Annotated in this window: 12 protein-coding genes; 4 read left to right on the top strand and 8 right to left on the bottom strand. The window is 69.7% G+C overall.

The annotated features are described in order from the left end of the window. The first annotated feature begins 5 nt into the window (after nt 1-5). A complete protein-coding gene (locus tag J8J14_RS06065) occupies nt 6-482 on the top strand; it encodes an MgtC/SapB family protein (RefSeq protein WP_245215444.1) in 477 nt (158 codons plus the stop codon). 29 nt (nt 483-511) lie between these two features. On the opposite strand, the gene J8J14_RS06070 is transcribed toward J8J14_RS06065, so the two are convergent. From J8J14_RS06070 to pnp, 4 genes are all read right to left on the bottom strand, one after another. After that, nucleotides 512-2767, bottom strand: coding sequence for a xanthine dehydrogenase family protein molybdopterin-binding subunit (locus tag J8J14_RS06070; protein WP_245215446.1), 2256 nt, complete (start codon nt 2765-2767; stop codon nt 512-514). Nucleotides 2768-2783: 16 nt separating this feature from the next. Further along, complete coding sequence (locus J8J14_RS06075) at nt 2784-3230, bottom strand: (2Fe-2S)-binding protein (RefSeq protein WP_209378558.1); 447 nt, start codon at nt 3228-3230, stop codon at nt 2784-2786. A gap of 161 nt (nt 3231-3391) precedes the next feature. After that, complete coding sequence (locus J8J14_RS06080; protein WP_209378559.1) at nt 3392-4792, bottom strand: NAD(P)H-dependent flavin oxidoreductase; 1401 nt, start codon at nt 4790-4792, stop codon at nt 3392-3394. A gap of 172 nt (nt 4793-4964) precedes the next feature. Then, complete coding sequence (gene pnp, locus J8J14_RS06085; protein ID WP_209378560.1) at nt 4965-7211, bottom strand: polyribonucleotide nucleotidyltransferase; 2247 nt, start codon at nt 7209-7211, stop codon at nt 4965-4967. Nucleotides 7212-7718: 507 nt separating this feature from the next. Here pnp and J8J14_RS06090 point away from each other — a divergent pair. The 3 genes from J8J14_RS06090 to J8J14_RS06095 all read left to right on the top strand — a co-directional run bounded on the left by J8J14_RS06090 (nt 7719) and on the right by J8J14_RS06095 (nt 9598). Continuing rightward, nucleotides 7719-7925 (top strand): cold-shock protein, encoded by a 207-nt coding sequence (locus tag J8J14_RS06090; RefSeq protein WP_209378561.1) that lies wholly within the window; start codon nt 7719-7721, stop codon nt 7923-7925. 291 nt (nt 7926-8216) lie between these two features. After that, nucleotides 8217-8339, top strand: a complete 123-nt coding sequence (locus J8J14_RS25385) for a hypothetical protein (RefSeq protein ID WP_280842872.1) — start codon at nt 8217-8219, stop codon at nt 8337-8339. A gap of 377 nt (nt 8340-8716) precedes the next feature. Beyond that, the gene (locus J8J14_RS06095) at nt 8717-9598 is read left to right on the top strand and encodes an aldose 1-epimerase family protein (RefSeq protein ID WP_209378562.1); all 882 of its coding nucleotides are present in this window, start codon (nt 8717-8719) and stop codon (nt 9596-9598) included. Between the two features lie 120 nt (nt 9599-9718). On the opposite strand, the gene J8J14_RS06100 is transcribed toward J8J14_RS06095, so the two are convergent. The 4 genes from J8J14_RS06100 to J8J14_RS06115 form a co-directional block, all read right to left on the bottom strand. Beyond that, a complete protein-coding gene (locus tag J8J14_RS06100; RefSeq protein ID WP_209378563.1) occupies nt 9719-10087 on the bottom strand; it encodes an H-NS histone family protein in 369 nt (122 codons plus the stop codon). 188 nt (nt 10088-10275) lie between these two features. Next, nucleotides 10276-11046, bottom strand: a complete 771-nt coding sequence (locus J8J14_RS06105; protein ID WP_342452403.1) for a DUF2272 domain-containing protein — start codon at nt 11044-11046, stop codon at nt 10276-10278. Nucleotides 11047-11126: 80 nt separating this feature from the next. Beyond that, nucleotides 11127-12992, bottom strand: a complete 1866-nt coding sequence (locus J8J14_RS06110; RefSeq protein WP_209378564.1) for a hypothetical protein — start codon at nt 12990-12992, stop codon at nt 11127-11129. Nucleotides 12993-13108: 116 nt separating this feature from the next. After that, nucleotides 13109-14077, bottom strand: a complete 969-nt coding sequence (locus J8J14_RS06115) for a Bug family tripartite tricarboxylate transporter substrate binding protein (RefSeq protein WP_209378565.1) — start codon at nt 14075-14077, stop codon at nt 13109-13111. Between the last annotated feature and the right edge of the window lie 240 nt (nt 14078-14317).

The raw sequence follows: 14317 nt of genomic DNA on the forward strand, positions 1-14317 counted from the left end.
GGGGCTTGGTCCGCTCGCATCTGCCTGAGGCCATCTCGAACGCCGAGTTACTGCTCCGCATCGGGCTGGGAGCCCTGCTCGGCATGCTCCTCGGCCTGGACCGGGAGATACGCGGCATCGCGGCGGGGGTGCGGACGCATGGGCTGGTGGCACTCAGCGCCTCGGCCGTCACTGCCTCGGGCCTGCTGCTCTACGCCGAGGTGCGGAGCGGGGGTGGGGATGCCGATCCGCTCCGCGTGGTGCAAGGGATCTACCAGGCCATCGGCTTCATCGGCGCGGGCCTGGTTTTCGCGCATCACGGCCGGGTCCATAACCTGACCAGCGCCGCCAGCATCACCCTGGCCACGGCTGTCGGCATCACCGCCGGGGCAGGGCAGTTCGCCCTCTCCGCCATGTCGGCCGTGCTGGGCATCGTCATCCTGACCGTGGTGCGGATGGCCGAGCGGTTGATCCCGGGCAGTCGCAAGGCGGAGGAGGACTGATCCCCCTCCGCCCGCGGCGCCTCGGTGGCTCAGGCGCCCAGCCGCACCTTGGACATGGGCAGGCTGCGAATGCGCTGGCCCGTCAGCGCGGCCACCGCATTCGCCACCGCCGGCGGCACGCCGGGCACCCCCGGCTCCCCGACGCCGCCCAGCGCGGCACCGCTTTCCACGATCCGCACATGGATCCGGGGCATCCGGGCCGGGGGCAGGATGGAATAGGTGTCGAAGTTGCGCTGCTGCGGCGCCCCGCCCTCATAGGTGACCTCCTCCAGCAAGGAGGATGACAGGCCAATCGCGGCGGCGGACTGGACCTGCGCCTCGATGATGGCGGGGTTCACCGCACGCCCCGGGTCAATCGCGATCCAGAGGTCATGGACACGGATCTCGCCTTCCCCGATCGACACCTCGGCGATCGTCGCCACCTCCGAGCCGAAGGGCGAGGCCATGGCCACGCCGCGGGCCCGGCGCACGCCGTCCAGCTCGAAGGGCCCGCGCTTCCAGCCGCCTGAAAGCTCCGCCACCGCGCGCAGCAGCGTCGCCTGGCGCGGCTTGTCGGACAGCATGGCCAGCCGCATCTCGAACGGATCCCTGCCGCCCGCATCGGCCAGTTCGTCGAGGAAGGACTCGTAGAAGAAGTCGTTCATCGAATGCCCGACCGAGCGCCAGAAGGAAATGACCGGCGGCTGCTTCACCTTCACGCAGTCCACCCGCTTCGCCGCGATCGAATAGGGCTTGCCCGCGATGCCCTCCACCATCGAGGAATCCACGGGCCGGTCGGGCGTGAAGTAGCGGCCGATCGGCCCCTCCCCGACCGCGGAGGCATGCAGCGCGACGGGCATGCCATCCGCCCCCACCGCGCCCCGGAAGCGGGCGAAGCCGATGGGGCGATAGGCGTCGCGCAGGAACTCCTCCTCCCGCGTCCAAAGTACCTTCACCGGCCGGCCCACCGCCCTGGCAAGGGCGATGGCCTGGGGATAGGGCATGGCGGCGTCATAGAGGAAGTGCCGCCCGAAGAAGCCGCCCAGCATTGGGGAATGGATCTTCACCTTCCCCGGCTCCAGCCCCGCCATCCGCGCGGCGCTGGCCTGGAACATCTCCGGTGCCTGGTTCGGCAGCCAGAGCTCCAGGGTCCCATCCTCGTTGAAGCGTGCGATGGCCGAGGGCGGCTCCAGCTGCGCATGGGCGAGATAGGGCGCGTCGTATTCCGCCTCGATCACCTTGGCTGCGCCGGCGAAGGCGGCCCGGAGGTCGCCATTCTCCTCCGCCGGGCTGCCCGCGCCACGCTCGCCGCGCAAGGCGGCCAGCATTCCGGCGGATGAGAAGTCGGCGGGCAATGCGCGCGCGTGCTGCCCGTCATTCCACGTGACCTCCAGCGTCTCCACCGCGCGGCGGGCACGCCACCAACTGTCGGCCAGCACGGCCACGGCCCCGGGCAGGCGCTGGATGGAATGCACGCCGGGCATCGCCCGCACCGCCGCCTCATTGCCGAAGCTCGCTGGCTCCTGGCCCAGGCGCGGGGCGTGCTGCACGGCGGCGTGCAGCATGTTCTCCACCGTCAGGTCGATCGCGTATTGCGCGCGGCCCGTGGATTTGTCGCGCACATCGATCCGCGGCACCGGCTTGCCGATCCAGCGGAAAGTCGCGGGGTCGCGCAGCGCGGCAACCTCGCTCGGCGGCAGCCTCCACGCCGCCTCCACCAGCTCCGCATAGGTCAGGGAGCGGTTGGAACGGCGATGGATGACCGTGCCGTTCTCGGTTTCCAGCTCGGCCTCCGGCAGGTTCAGCCGGGCGGCGGCCGCGCGGATCATCAGGTTGCGCGCCGTCGCGCCAAGCTGGCGCATGGTGCCGTAGCTGGAGCGGACGGAGTAGCTGCCGCCTGTCAGCCGCCGGCCGTTCACCACGAGGTAATCCGCGCCCGGCGGGGCACAATCCACGACGAAGCGCGCCGGATCGACATCCAGCTCCTCGCCCACGATCTGCGCCATGGCGGTGGCGATGCCCTGCCCGCCTTCCACGAAGGGAGAAAGCAGCCGCACCGTCCCATCCTGGCGGATCTCCAGGAAGGCGGGGACCTGCGTGCCGGGGCGCGGTGCCGCGGCGGCCAGCCCCTCGCCCTGCGCGCGGGCCGGGCGCCCCTTCAGCATCACGCCGAGCAGCAGCGCGCCGGCAGCACTGCCCAGCAGCCCACGGCGGGAAAGATTCGCGATGCCCGTTTCCGGGATCGCCAGCTCAACGGGCCCCGCCTGCAGGATGGCGTCGGAGCCGGGATGGATCATGCCGTCCATGGATCTCTCCTCCGCTTCAGGCACTGGCCTGCCGCAGGGCGGCGGCAATGGCGTTGTAGGTGCCGCAGCGGCAGAGATTGGTCATGCCGGCGGCGATGTCGTCCTCGGTGGGCTTTGGCGTCTGCTTCAGCAGGGCCGTGGCCGCCATCACCTGGCCGGACTGGCAATAGCCGCACTGGGCCACCTGCTTCTCCACCCAGGCCTCGACAACCTTCGCACCGACCGGGTCGCGTTCCACCGCCTCGATCGTCATGACCTGCGTGCCCACCACGCTGTCGGCGGGCGTCACGCAGGACCGCATGGCGGTGCCGTCCACCAGCACCGTGCAGGCGCCGCACTGGGCGATGCCGCAGCCATATTTCGTGCCGGTCAGGCCCAGCGTGTCACGCAACACCCAGAGCAGCGGGGTATCCCCCTCCACCTCGACCCGCCGCGTTTCGCCGTTGATCGTCAGCTCAAGCATGCTCGCCTCCGCCAGGGCCGGAAGGGTCCTTGGGCCGAGGCTATTCCGGTGGCTGCCGGGCTGTCATGCGCCAGGGGGCGGCAGGAGGATCACGGAATCAAGACGGCCCGGCCCCTTTCAGGGCCGGGCCGTCCAAAGGGTCCCGATCCGGTCGTGGCGCCTCAGCGCCCCGTCATGATCCGCCCCACCAGCTCCTTCACCGTCGGGATGAAGCCGTTGGAATAGAACGGATCCTGGGCGAAGCGGTAGGCGTTGTGCCCGGCGAACATCAGGTTCCGGTCCGGGTCGCCGCCATGGCCGATCTCCTGCAGGGTCTTCTGGATGCAGAAGCTGCGGGGGTCGGCCTTCTTGCCGTTGGAATGGTCGTCCGTGTGCTGCGCCCAGTTGGAGAAGCGGCACTGGGAAAGGCAGCCCATGCAGGCCACCTGGTCCGCCAGGATCTGCCGGCTCGCCTCGGGCGTCTCGAAGATCAGGGTCTCGTCCGGGGTACGCAGCGCCTCGGTGAAGCCCTGGGACTCCCAGCTCCGCACCCGGTCCAGGTCGCCCGGCACCAGGTAGACCGGGCGCTTGCGCGGCCCGACGCCATAGGTCGCCGTGTGCTCGCCCATGGGCTCGCCGGTATAGGCCACCTGCCGGGCGCTCCGGTCCTCCAGCTCGCGCAGGAAGGGGTTGCGGACCGCGCTGCTGTAGAAGCCGGTGGGCGAAAAGTTCTGCAGGGAGACGTCACCGGGCTTCAGCGTGAGCAGCTTCTGCTTCCAGGCATCCGGAATCGGGCTCTCGCGCGTCACCAGCGGACGGGTGCCGAACTGGAAGGCGATGGGGCCGAGTTCCGGATTGTCGATCCAGTCCTCCCACTCCTCCAGCCACCAGACGCCGCCGGCCATGATGATGGGCACCTCGCCCAGGCCGAACTCGCGCATCTGCTGGCGCAGCTTCAGCACGCGGGCATAGGGCGCCTCGGGCTTGCGCGGATCCTCGGAGTTGGAGAGGCCGTTATGGCCACCCGCAAGCCAGGGATCCTCGTAGACCACGCCGCCCAGCCACTCGCTGGCCTTGGAATAGGCGCGCTTCCACAGTGCCGAGAAGGCGCGGGAGGAGGAGACGATGGGATAGATGTGCACGCGGTACTCGCGCGCGATGTCGGCCAGGCGATAAGGCATGCCGGCGCCGCAGGTGATGCCGTGGATCAGGCCCTTGGCCCCCTCCAGCATCCCGCGCGCCACGCGCTCCGCCCCGCCCATCTCCCAGAGGATATTGGCGTGGATGCGGCCCTGGCCGTTGGAACGCTCATGCGCCTCGCGCGCCTGGGCGATGCCGCCGGCGATCCCATAGGCGACCAGCTCCTCATGCCGCTCGCGCCGGGTCTTGCCGTGGTATTCCTGGGGGATGATGTTCCCCTGGGCGTCATAGCTATCCGCGTTCACGGCGGAGAAGGTGCCTACTCCACCCTCGGCAGCCCAATGGCCGCAGGAGGCGCCGTTGGAAGCGGAGACGCCCTTGCCACCCTCGACGAGGGGCAGGACCTCGGCGCCGCCCATGCGGATGGTGTTGATCGCCTTCAAGGCCGGGTTCTTCCCTGGAAACTGCGGATGGTCGGGGGACCTTCCCGCGGGCCGCATATGGTCCGAGTCCGGAGGGCAGAACAGTCCCCCGGCCCCGGCGTGACAGAGATTTTATGGGGCCGCGGTTGCCCGCGGCAGGGTGCCCGGGCCAGGCCGGGCACCCTTTTACGGTTCAGTCCTCGTAACGGCGCGGCGGACGGTCGCCGCGGTCGCGGCGGGGACGGTCGCCCCGGTCGGAGCGCTCGCGGCGCTCGCCACCGTTGCCACCGCCATTCTCCTCACCCTCGGCCCGGGGGCGCTTGGCGCCGACCTGATCGGTGATGTCGGCGCCGGTCTGCTGGTCCACAACGCGCATGGACAGCTTGACCTTGCCGCGGTCATCGAAGCCGATGACCTTCACCTTCACCTTGTCGCCGACGGAGACGATGTCGGAGGTCTTGTTCACACGCTCCTGGTTCAGCTCGGAGATGTGGACCAGCCCGTCCTTGGTGCCGAGAAAGTTCACGAAGGCGCCGAAGTCGGCGACCTTCACGACGGTGCCGTTATAGATCGCGCCCACCTCGGCCTCGGCGGTGATGCCGCGGATGCGGTCGATGGCGGCCTGGGTCGCCTCGGTGCTGCTGGACGCGATCTTGATCGTGCCATCGTCCTCGATGTCGATCTTCGTCCCGGTCTGCTCGACGATCTCACGGATCACCTTGCCGCCCGTGCCGATCACCTCGCGGATCTTGTCCTTGGGCACCTGGATCACGGTGATGCGCGGCGCGGTGGCAGCCACCTCGTTGCGCGAGCCGGACAGGCCCTTCGCCATCTCGCCGAGGATGTGGACGCGGCCGTCACGGGCCTGCTCCAGCGCGGTCTTCATGATGTCGAAGGTGATGGACGTGATCTTGATGTCCATCTGCAGGGCGGTGATGCCCTGCTCCGTGCCGGCCACCTTGAAGTCCATGTCGCCGAGGTGATCCTCGTCGCCCAGGATGTCGGAGAGAACGGCGAAGCCCTTCTCCTCCTTGATCAGGCCCATGGCGATGCCGGCCACGGGGCGCTTCAGCGGCACGCCCGCATCCATCAGCGACAGCGAGGTGCCGCAGACGGTCGCCATGGAGGAGGAGCCGTTGGACTCCGTGATCTCCGACACGACGCGGATCGTGTAGGGGAACTTCTCCTTCTCCGGCAGCAGCGGGTGCACGGCGCGCCAGGCGAGCTTGCCATGGCCGACTTCACGGCGGCCGGGGGAGCCCATGCGGCCCGTCTCGTTCACCGAGTAGGGCGGGAAGTTGTAGTGCAGCATGAAGTCCTCGCGGTACTCGCCCGCGAGGGCGTCGATGATCTGCTCGTCCTGGCCCGTGCCCAGCGTCGCCACGCAGAAGGCCTGCGTCTCGCCACGGGTGAACAGGGCGGAACCATGGGAGCGCGGCAGGATGCCGACCTCGGCCACGATCGGGCGCACGGTCTTGGTGTCGCGGCCATCGATGCGGATGCCGGTGTCGAGGATCGCGTTGCGGACGACATCCGCCTCGAGCTCCTTCATCAGCCCCTTCGCGGCGCCGACATCGAGACCCTCGGCCTCGAGCTGCTCGGCGACCTTCTTCTTGACCTCGCCCACCTTGGCGTAGCGGGCCTGCTTCACCGTCTCCTTATAGGCCTCGGCCATCTCGGCGCGGCCGATCTCGGAGATGCGGGTCTTCAGCGACTTGGTCGCCTCGGACTCCTCGGCAAGCGGCCAGGGCTCCTTGGCGGCGCGCTCCGCCAGCTCGATGATGCCCTGGATGACCGGCTGGAAGGCCTTGTGGCCGAACTCCACGGCGCCGAGCATCACCTCCTCGGAGAGCTCCTTCGCCTCGGACTCGACCATCAGCACGCCCTCGGCGGTGCCGGCGACGACAAGCTCCAGCTCGCTCGTCTTGGTCTGCTCGAGGGTCGGGTTGAGGATGTATTCCCCGGCGGCATAGCCGACGCGGGCGGCGGCGATCGGGCCGAAGAAGGGGATGCCGGAAAGTGTCAGCGCGGCGGAGCAGCCGACCATCGCCACGATGTCCGGGCTGTTCTCCAGGTCATGCGACAGCACGGTCGCGACCACCTGGACCTCGTTCCGGAAACCCTCGGGGAACAGGGGGCGGATCGGGCGGTCGATCAGGCGGGAGGTGAGGGTCTCGAACTCGGAGGGGCGCCCCTCGCGCTTGAAGAAGCCGCCCGGGATCTTGCCGGCGGCGAAGGCCTTCTCCTGGTAGTTCACGGTCAGGGGGAAGAAGTCCTGGCCCGGCTTCACGGAGCGGGCGCCGACCACGGTGCAGAGGACGATGGTGTCGCCCAGGCGCGCCATCACGGCGCCATCGGCCTGGCGGGCGACCTTGCCCGTCTCGAGGGTCAGCGTCTTGCCGCCCCAGTCGATGTCCTTGCGGTAGTAGTTATCGAACATGCGTGCGTCCTGTCGGCCCCAGGCGGCCGGATTGCCGGTGGGGCGGTGGTGCGACACACGGATGGGATGAAGGGTCTCTGCGCCGGCCCTGCCCCCATGTTCAAGACATGCATCCGGGCAGGGATGCCCGGCGTCTCGGGCGGCATGGGGTCCGCGCGCGGGCTTTTCGCGGCGGGGTTCCATGTGGCCGGAAACGCCGCGGCGCGGCCGTTCCTGTCAGCCCACCGCATGCGCGGAGGGCGGGCGGAACCTTACGGCTTCGCCCGGCGAGGCGCTATATGACCCCTCCTCCCTCAAAAGACCAGGGAAAACACCGCCGGCGCCGGCCCTGGGCCAGGCGGGTTGCAATCCCGCCCCCCGGCTCCCACATTCTTTTCGCCAGTGCTGGCCCAGACCGTCCGCCGATCCATCCAGGACGCCGGGCCGCCAGTTGCCGGTTTCTCGCCCCCGCCATGGCGCCACCGCCCGGGATTCACGGGGGCAACCTCTACGAAAGACATGCGATCGATGCCCACTGGAACCGTGAAGTGGTTCAATGCGACCAAGGGCTATGGCTTCATCCAGCCGGATGATGGGTCCAAGGACGTGTTCGTCCACATCTCCGACGTCACCCGGGCGGGCCTGCGCGGCCTGAACGAAGGCGACAAGGTTTCCTTCGATGTCCAGAAGGACCCGAAGGGCAAGATGTCGGCCTCCAACCTCCAGATGGGCTGACGGGAAGGCGGGCTTCCGCCCTTCCGGCCCTCCACAGGGCTCAAGAACCGGACGAGCGCCGAGGGCCGGCAGGCCAGCGGCGCTCGTTCCGCATCCGGGGTGCATCCAGGAACGATCCGGCGCGTTAGGGCCGGGCCACTGGGCAGAATGCTCCGCACGCCCGGGATCGTCGTAGCCACGATCACGCCACGGTCCGGCCCCGCCGGCGCCCTCTCGGGGCGCGAGGCTGAGGTCGGTCCAGAACCGCCCAGCGACGCCCCGGCGCCGCCAGGCCAAGGAAAGACAAGGACTATGCAGAACATTCCCCATCACCCGCGGGCCGAGAACCTGCCCCGCACCGCCAGCCATCCCGCGCAGACCGGCACGCTGACCGAGGCCGAGATCCGCCAGATTGTCCAGGACGTGCTGGGCTAGGCCGTTTCCCGGCCCATGGGGCGCCCTCGGGGCGCCCTTCGCGTTTCCGGGCCGTTCTTCATCGCGAATAGGTGGGGATTTCAGCATCCTCCCCCACCAGGATCACCGCCCCGGTGCCCTCTGGCGCGCCTCTTCAGGCGAGGGGTGGCGAAAGCCCCGGACCATCGGCGGTGTGGACCGCCAGGATCACTTCCCCTGCCCGAAGGCGGTGCTGGTGACCTGCAGCACCGCCGGTGCATTCACCCCGGCATGGAGCAGGTGGCTGATGCCGGGCCGGCAGCATTTCCAGCATGGGGACCGCTGGCCCGACTGCCTGGAAGGCGTGCGCAGCGGCGGCCGGGGTTGCGGCCGGGGCTCAGCACCGCCATCCAAGGAGGATGAGCGAGATCCACCGCTTCGGCGACGACGAACTCTCCGCCACCGTTTCGGAGGCCGGGGCGGAACTGCAGTCCCTGCAGGACGCATCGGGCCAGGAATGGCTCTGGCAGGCCGGGCCGGCCTGGCCGAGGCGCGCGCCCATCCTCTTCCCCATCGTCGGCAAGCTTCCAGGCGATGTGCTGCGGCATGACGGCCGGGCTTACCGCATGACCCAGCATGGCTTCGCCCGCGACCGGACCTTCGCCTGGATACGCCGGGACCGGACGGGCGCCGCGCTCCGCCTCTGCGATGACGAGGCCACGCGAGAGGTCTTTCCTTTCCCCTTCACGCTCGATGTCGCCTGGGAAGTTGCGCAGGGAGCACTCTCCTGCAGCGTCACCGTATCCAATTCCGGACCAACCACGCTGCCCTTCAGCCTCGGCGCCCATCCCGCTTTTGCATGGCCATTGCCGGGGGCGCCCCTGGCCGAGGGGCACAGCCTTTCCTTTCCCGATTTCCGGGAGGAAAACCTCCACGCGCGGCGACTGAATGGCGGACTTCTGGATTCGGCCGAAATCATCCCGCTGGCCGATGGTGTGCTTCCTTTACACCCCGATCTTTTCGAAGCCGATGCCATTGTGCTTCCCGCATTTCCAGGCCGGCTTATCCGCTATTCCGCGCCCGGAGGAACGGCGCTGGAAATGGCCTGGGACGGGTATGGCGATCTTGGAATCTGGTCCAGGCCGGGCGCCGCGTTTCTTTGCATAGAACCCTGGAACGGCACTGCAGCGCCCCTGGGATGGGATGACGCCTTCAGTACCAAACCCGGCGTGACGCTTCTGGACCCCGGCGGTTCGCGCGTGTTCCGCTGGTTTGTCAGGTTCAATCCGCGCCCCGGTTGATCCGGAGCTGTCAATGAAGGGCGGCCAATCATTGGCAATCGCCCGAGGCGGCATTTTGCCGCCCCGGCTTTCCGAATTCCAAAAGCCACGCGGCCGGGAAGAGCCCCGGCCGGCATTGCGTCAGAGGCGGAATTCCTCGCGCTTACGGCCCTCGGCCTCCATGGCCGAAAGCCATTTCGGCATCCGCCCGCGGCCGCTCCAGGTTTCGCCATTGGGGCCGCGGTAGCGCGCCGGCACGGAACCGCCGGCATCACGCCTTGTGCGGCGGGCGGCAGGCCCAGGGGAGGCAGATTGGTTTGTCAGCAGCGCCTCCAGCGGCAATCCCAGCTGCGCGGCCTTTTCCCGGAACTCCTCGATCAACGCATTCCGGGCCTCGTCCTGCTTTTCAGCACGCTTTGCCTCAGCAGCGGCGATCAATGCCGTCAGGTCCTGCGCCGTCATGGAGTCCAGGTCGAATTTGACCTTCGATGTGGTGCCCGTTTCAGCCATTGCACAATTTCCTCAGCTTCATCGTCGCTTTCCCCGATGGAATGGCCGCTTCACCCAGGAAGGACCGATTCGGGAAGATTAACTGCGCATATCGTGAATGCCGAGATAATGTCGAGGGCATCGCCCCACTTATAGATCATCCGGCCAGCTATTTCGCGGGTGCCGCATGACGCAACGGCCCGGGAGATCTATCCCGGACTGTCTCCACGCATCCGAGCGATCACTGGAGCGGAGGAGAATGGCGGCAGCCGCCCCAGGCGATTTTCGATGACGGCGAAGATAAACGGCTCCCCGGATCTGCGCGGCAGCAACCGGCCATCCGGATCCGTCGCATAGCGCGTAATGGTCACCGCATCGGCGATATTCCCGCCCACCGCTTCGGCGGCGCCGGGCATGGTGCGAATGACGATGTCGCAATGCATGGGCCGGAATTCGCCGGCTTCAGGCAGACGATCCCGCCAGGATGCCAGGGGCCTTCGCGACCGGTCGGCGCAGATCAGGTCCCCGGCCTCCGGCACCCGGACCGGGGGGTCATGAGGCAGGAAGGGTGCCTGGGCCGGGAACTCCCTCGCATCCCGCAGTATGGCATCAAGGTAGAAGGAATGGGCGGCCGAAGCATGGAACTCCCGCTCGTCCACCCCCGCCCGGCGCATCACATAGGAGATGAAGGCGGCGGACCAGGCCGGCTCGGACCAGACGCCCGGCCCCTGCGCCCCGGCCAGCTGCGTCGCCCAGCGCAGGCGGTTGCGTGCCACGGCCGAAGCGGCCTCCGCGTCGGGCACGGCCCGCCAGTAGGCAAGGACGCGGGGGAAGGAATCGGTCGCGCTCTCGGCACCGGGCGGCAGTCGGGCCAGGCCCGGCCCGACGACCAGCCCACCCCATTCGCGCCACTCCGCCTCAGCAATCTGGAGGAGCCGGTCCCGCACCGAGGGAGGATAGGCGATCGGCGCCTCGCGCACCGGCCGCGATTCCGGAGCCGCGCAGGCGGCAAGAAGGACAAAGCCGAGGACCGAGGCCAGGCGAAACCGGCAGCGATGCCTCAAGCCGCGACACCACCCGCCGTGAGCGCCACCTCGTCCGGCGACAGCACGGCGAGAAGAAGCGCCGCCGTGCTGGGTGCATCGGGCTCGCCCGCCTCGCCCGGCAGCACCTCCAGCCGGTCCTCCTGGGCGCGGAGGCGCCCCGACAGGGCCTGGAGGCAGGCATCCCGCACCTCCGCGGCCCGCGCCAGCATGCCGGCATCCAGGTCCACCCGCCCCGTACGCGCAACCAGCTCCACGGCGCGCACGCCCCGCAGAAGGGCGGCCAGGGCCCGGGTGGGAACGGGCCGGACAGGCGCCACGCCGGCCAGCGCCGGGCCATCCGGGTTCAGCGCCATGACGGCGCGATGCAGCGCTTCCAGCAGCCAGGGCTCCGGCAACAGGGTGGCGGCGCGGGCGATGGCCAGGATGGCCGCGCCATGCTCGGCGAGGCTCTGGCCCACCGCGCCTTCGGGCGAAGCGGCGGCAACAAGCTGGCCCAGCACCTGGCGCAGGCGGCGGCCCTCCCTCGGCAGGCCACCGCCCCGCCAGACGGCATCCAGGCCCAGGGCGAGGGACGCAAGCTCGGCAACCGGCAGGGCTGCTCCCTCCTCATCCGGCAGCGCGGCGAGCTGGCGGTCCAGCGCCTCGCGCAGGCGGGCGGCCCGGTCGCGCGACAGGGGCGGGTTGAAGCCCGGTGCGTTCAGCAGCACCGAAGCCATGGCCGCCAGGGGCGCGCCGAGCCCTGCCTGGCCCGGATCGCGCCCGGCCAGGGCCTCGGGATTGCGGAGCAGGCGAAGTGCGGCCTCCGGAGCGCCCGGCGCGACGCCGCGGGCCAGCAGGCGATCCTCGCGCAAGGTGGCGGTGCCGCCACGCGGCACATCGGGCATGGCGTGGCGGAGCACGAGCCAGTGCGGCACGCCCTGGCGCGCATGAAGGCGAGCGCTGAACACCTGCTCCCCGGCGCGCGGGCGGATATGCAGCGCCAGGGCCTCGTCCTCCGGTCCCGCCTGCCAGAGATGGAGGGAGTCGATCGCGCCCTGGGCGAGCAGCGCCTCATCGGGGAAGGGTCCGGGCGGACGCCGGGACTGGCTTCCGGACCGGCCGACGGAGACATGGGCGGGCGCCACGCTCCGTTCCGAAAGCGCATCCAGCGCCGTGGTCAGGCGCACCCCGGTCAGCCCCGCCTTCTGCCCGGCGCGCAGCACCACCGTCAGGCGCAGCACGGGATCGGCGCCGGAGACGCGGTATTCGTACCGGACCGTGCCGGCCTGCACCGTAATGCCGGGCATGGGGCTGAGGCGCAGCGTGCTCTCATGCCACATCAGCACGCCGCTTCCCTCGGCCTGCACCCCCTGGCCGGTGATGTTCTCCTCGATGTCGAGGGTGCGGGCGCGAAGGGAGAAGCGGCCGAGCAGGCCGGGCAGGCCGCCCTGAAGGCGGAGCCTTGCCATGTTGCCGGTGTGCAGGACATCGGCATCCCGCCCCTCGCCGCGCAGGCGCTGGCGCAGCACGCCATGGGTGAGGTCGCCCGTGTATTCGTGCCAGGGAGTCAGCACGCGAAGGTCGCGCGGGTCGCCGCGGAGGATCTCGGCGCGCGGGGCGGCCGGCGGAATCACGCCACGCGGCGGCGGCCCGGCCTCCTCGGCCATGGCCGCGACGAAGCTGAAGACCGCGTCGGCCATGGTCGCGTCGGCGGCACGCAGCGCCGGGATGGCCATCAGCTCGGCCGCGATCGCATTGTCCAGCGTCCGCAGAGAGGTGTTGGCGCCAATGCTGTGGGCCAGTCCGGACATGGGCTGGCCGTCCAGATTCACCTGGCGGAGCATACGGCGCAGGGAACCGAGGAGCCGGTCGCGCTCCTGGACATGCAGCAAGTCAGGCATGGGGCTGAGGCCTCGGCTGGGTCTCGATCACGAGGCGCTATGGTAAAGCGGATCGCCGGTTGCTGGAATGATGCAGCAGCGAAAAACCGGCGTCCGGACAGGGCTTGCGCGTGGGATCAGTCCGTCAGGCGAACCCCGGTGGCGCGGGCGATCTCGCCCCAGCGGGCGCTTTCGGCCGCGATGAAACGCGTCATGGCCGCGGGGTCGCGCGCCTCGATCGAGAAGCCGGCGGCGGTGACGCCACGCCGCACGGCCTCATCCTGCTGGGCCTGCCTGAGGGCGGCCGCAACCCGTTCCACCACCGCGTCCGGCGTCGCCCGCGGGGCGAAGACGGCGTTCCAGACCGGCAGCACGAAGCCGGGCAGGCCCGCCTGCTCGAAGCTCGGCACCTCCGGCAGGAGCGGATCGCGCCCGGGGCCGGTCACGGCCAGGGGCACCACCTTGCCCTCGCGGATCAGCGGCAGCGCGGAGCCGATGGCCGCCACCATGGCATCCAGCCGCCCCGCGGCGATTTCAAGCAGTGCCTGCGGAGCGCCGCGATAGGGAACATGCTGGGCCTTCAGCCCCGCCTGGGCGGAAAGCCCGGCCATCAGCAGGTGGCTGGCCGAACCCGCGCCGACGCTGCCGTAGTTGATGTCCTCGCGCTTCGCATGGGCGATGAAGCCCGCCAGATCCGCGGCTAGCCCGGGGCGCGCCACCAGCACCTGCATGGAGACACCCAGGAAGCCCACCGGGCGGAAGTCGCGATCCGGATCGAAGGGCAGGCGGTCCGTCAGGTGCTTGTTGATCGAGATCGGGCCGTTCCCCGCGACGAAGAGGACGGAGCCATCGGCCGGCCCGCGCGCCACCCCTTCCGCCGCCAGGATGCCGCCACCGCCCACGCGGTTCTCCACCACCACGGGCTGGCCGAGCGTGGCGGCGATGGACGCGCCGTAGAGGCGGGCGAGCGTGTCCGGCGTGGTGCCCGCGGGGAACCCGACCACGAGGCGCAGCGGCGCGGCCTGCGCCTGTGCACGGGCCGCGAAGGCCAGCCCGAAGGGCAGGGCAATGGCCAGCCTGCGGCTGATCCGGTGCGTGGGCGCCATGTGGTGGTTTCCCCCTGTTGTGATAGCTGGAACTGCAATCCCCGCCCGAGATAAGGCCGGCGGCACCCTCCGGGCAAGCGAGGCAGGGAGGCTACGGCGCCCGCCCGGCCCTACTTGGTCGGCCTTGAATAACCAGCAACCTGTTGATCTGGAGCAGGAAAGTTCGGGATTTGGGATGCTGGAATTGCAGGGTTCAGTTGGAACGATGCGGTATTCCTGCGATTCTGTCAGCCATGAAGC

It is taken from the genome of Pararoseomonas baculiformis (genome assembly GCF_017813395.1).
GTDB lineage: Bacteria > Pseudomonadota > Alphaproteobacteria > Acetobacterales > Acetobacteraceae > Roseomonas > Roseomonas baculiformis.

Coding starts and splice junctions, on each gene's coding strand:
- J8J14_RS06070 (WP_245215446.1), bottom strand. CDS start 2,767: ATGGACGGCATGATCCATCCCGGCTCCGACGCCATCCTGCAGGCGGGG.
- J8J14_RS06075 (WP_209378558.1), bottom strand. CDS start 3,230: ATGCTTGAGCTGACGATCAACGGCGAAACGCGGCGGGTCGAGGTGGAG.
- pnp (WP_209378560.1), bottom strand. CDS start 7,211: ATGTTCGATAACTACTACCGCAAGGACATCGACTGGGGCGGCAAGACG.
- J8J14_RS06090 (WP_209378561.1), top strand. CDS start 7,719: ATGCCCACTGGAACCGTGAAGTGGTTCAATGCGACCAAGGGCTATGGC.
- J8J14_RS25385 (WP_280842872.1), top strand. CDS start 8,217: ATGCAGAACATTCCCCATCACCCGCGGGCCGAGAACCTGCCCCGCACC.
- J8J14_RS06095 (WP_209378562.1), top strand. CDS start 8,717: ATGAGCGAGATCCACCGCTTCGGCGACGACGAACTCTCCGCCACCGTT.
- J8J14_RS06100 (WP_209378563.1), bottom strand. CDS start 10,087: ATGGCTGAAACGGGCACCACATCGAAGGTCAAATTCGACCTGGACTCC.
- J8J14_RS06110 (WP_209378564.1), bottom strand. CDS start 12,992: ATGCCTGACTTGCTGCATGTCCAGGAGCGCGACCGGCTCCTCGGTTCC.
- J8J14_RS06115 (WP_209378565.1), bottom strand. CDS start 14,077: ATGGCGCCCACGCACCGGATCAGCCGCAGGCTGGCCATTGCCCTGCCC.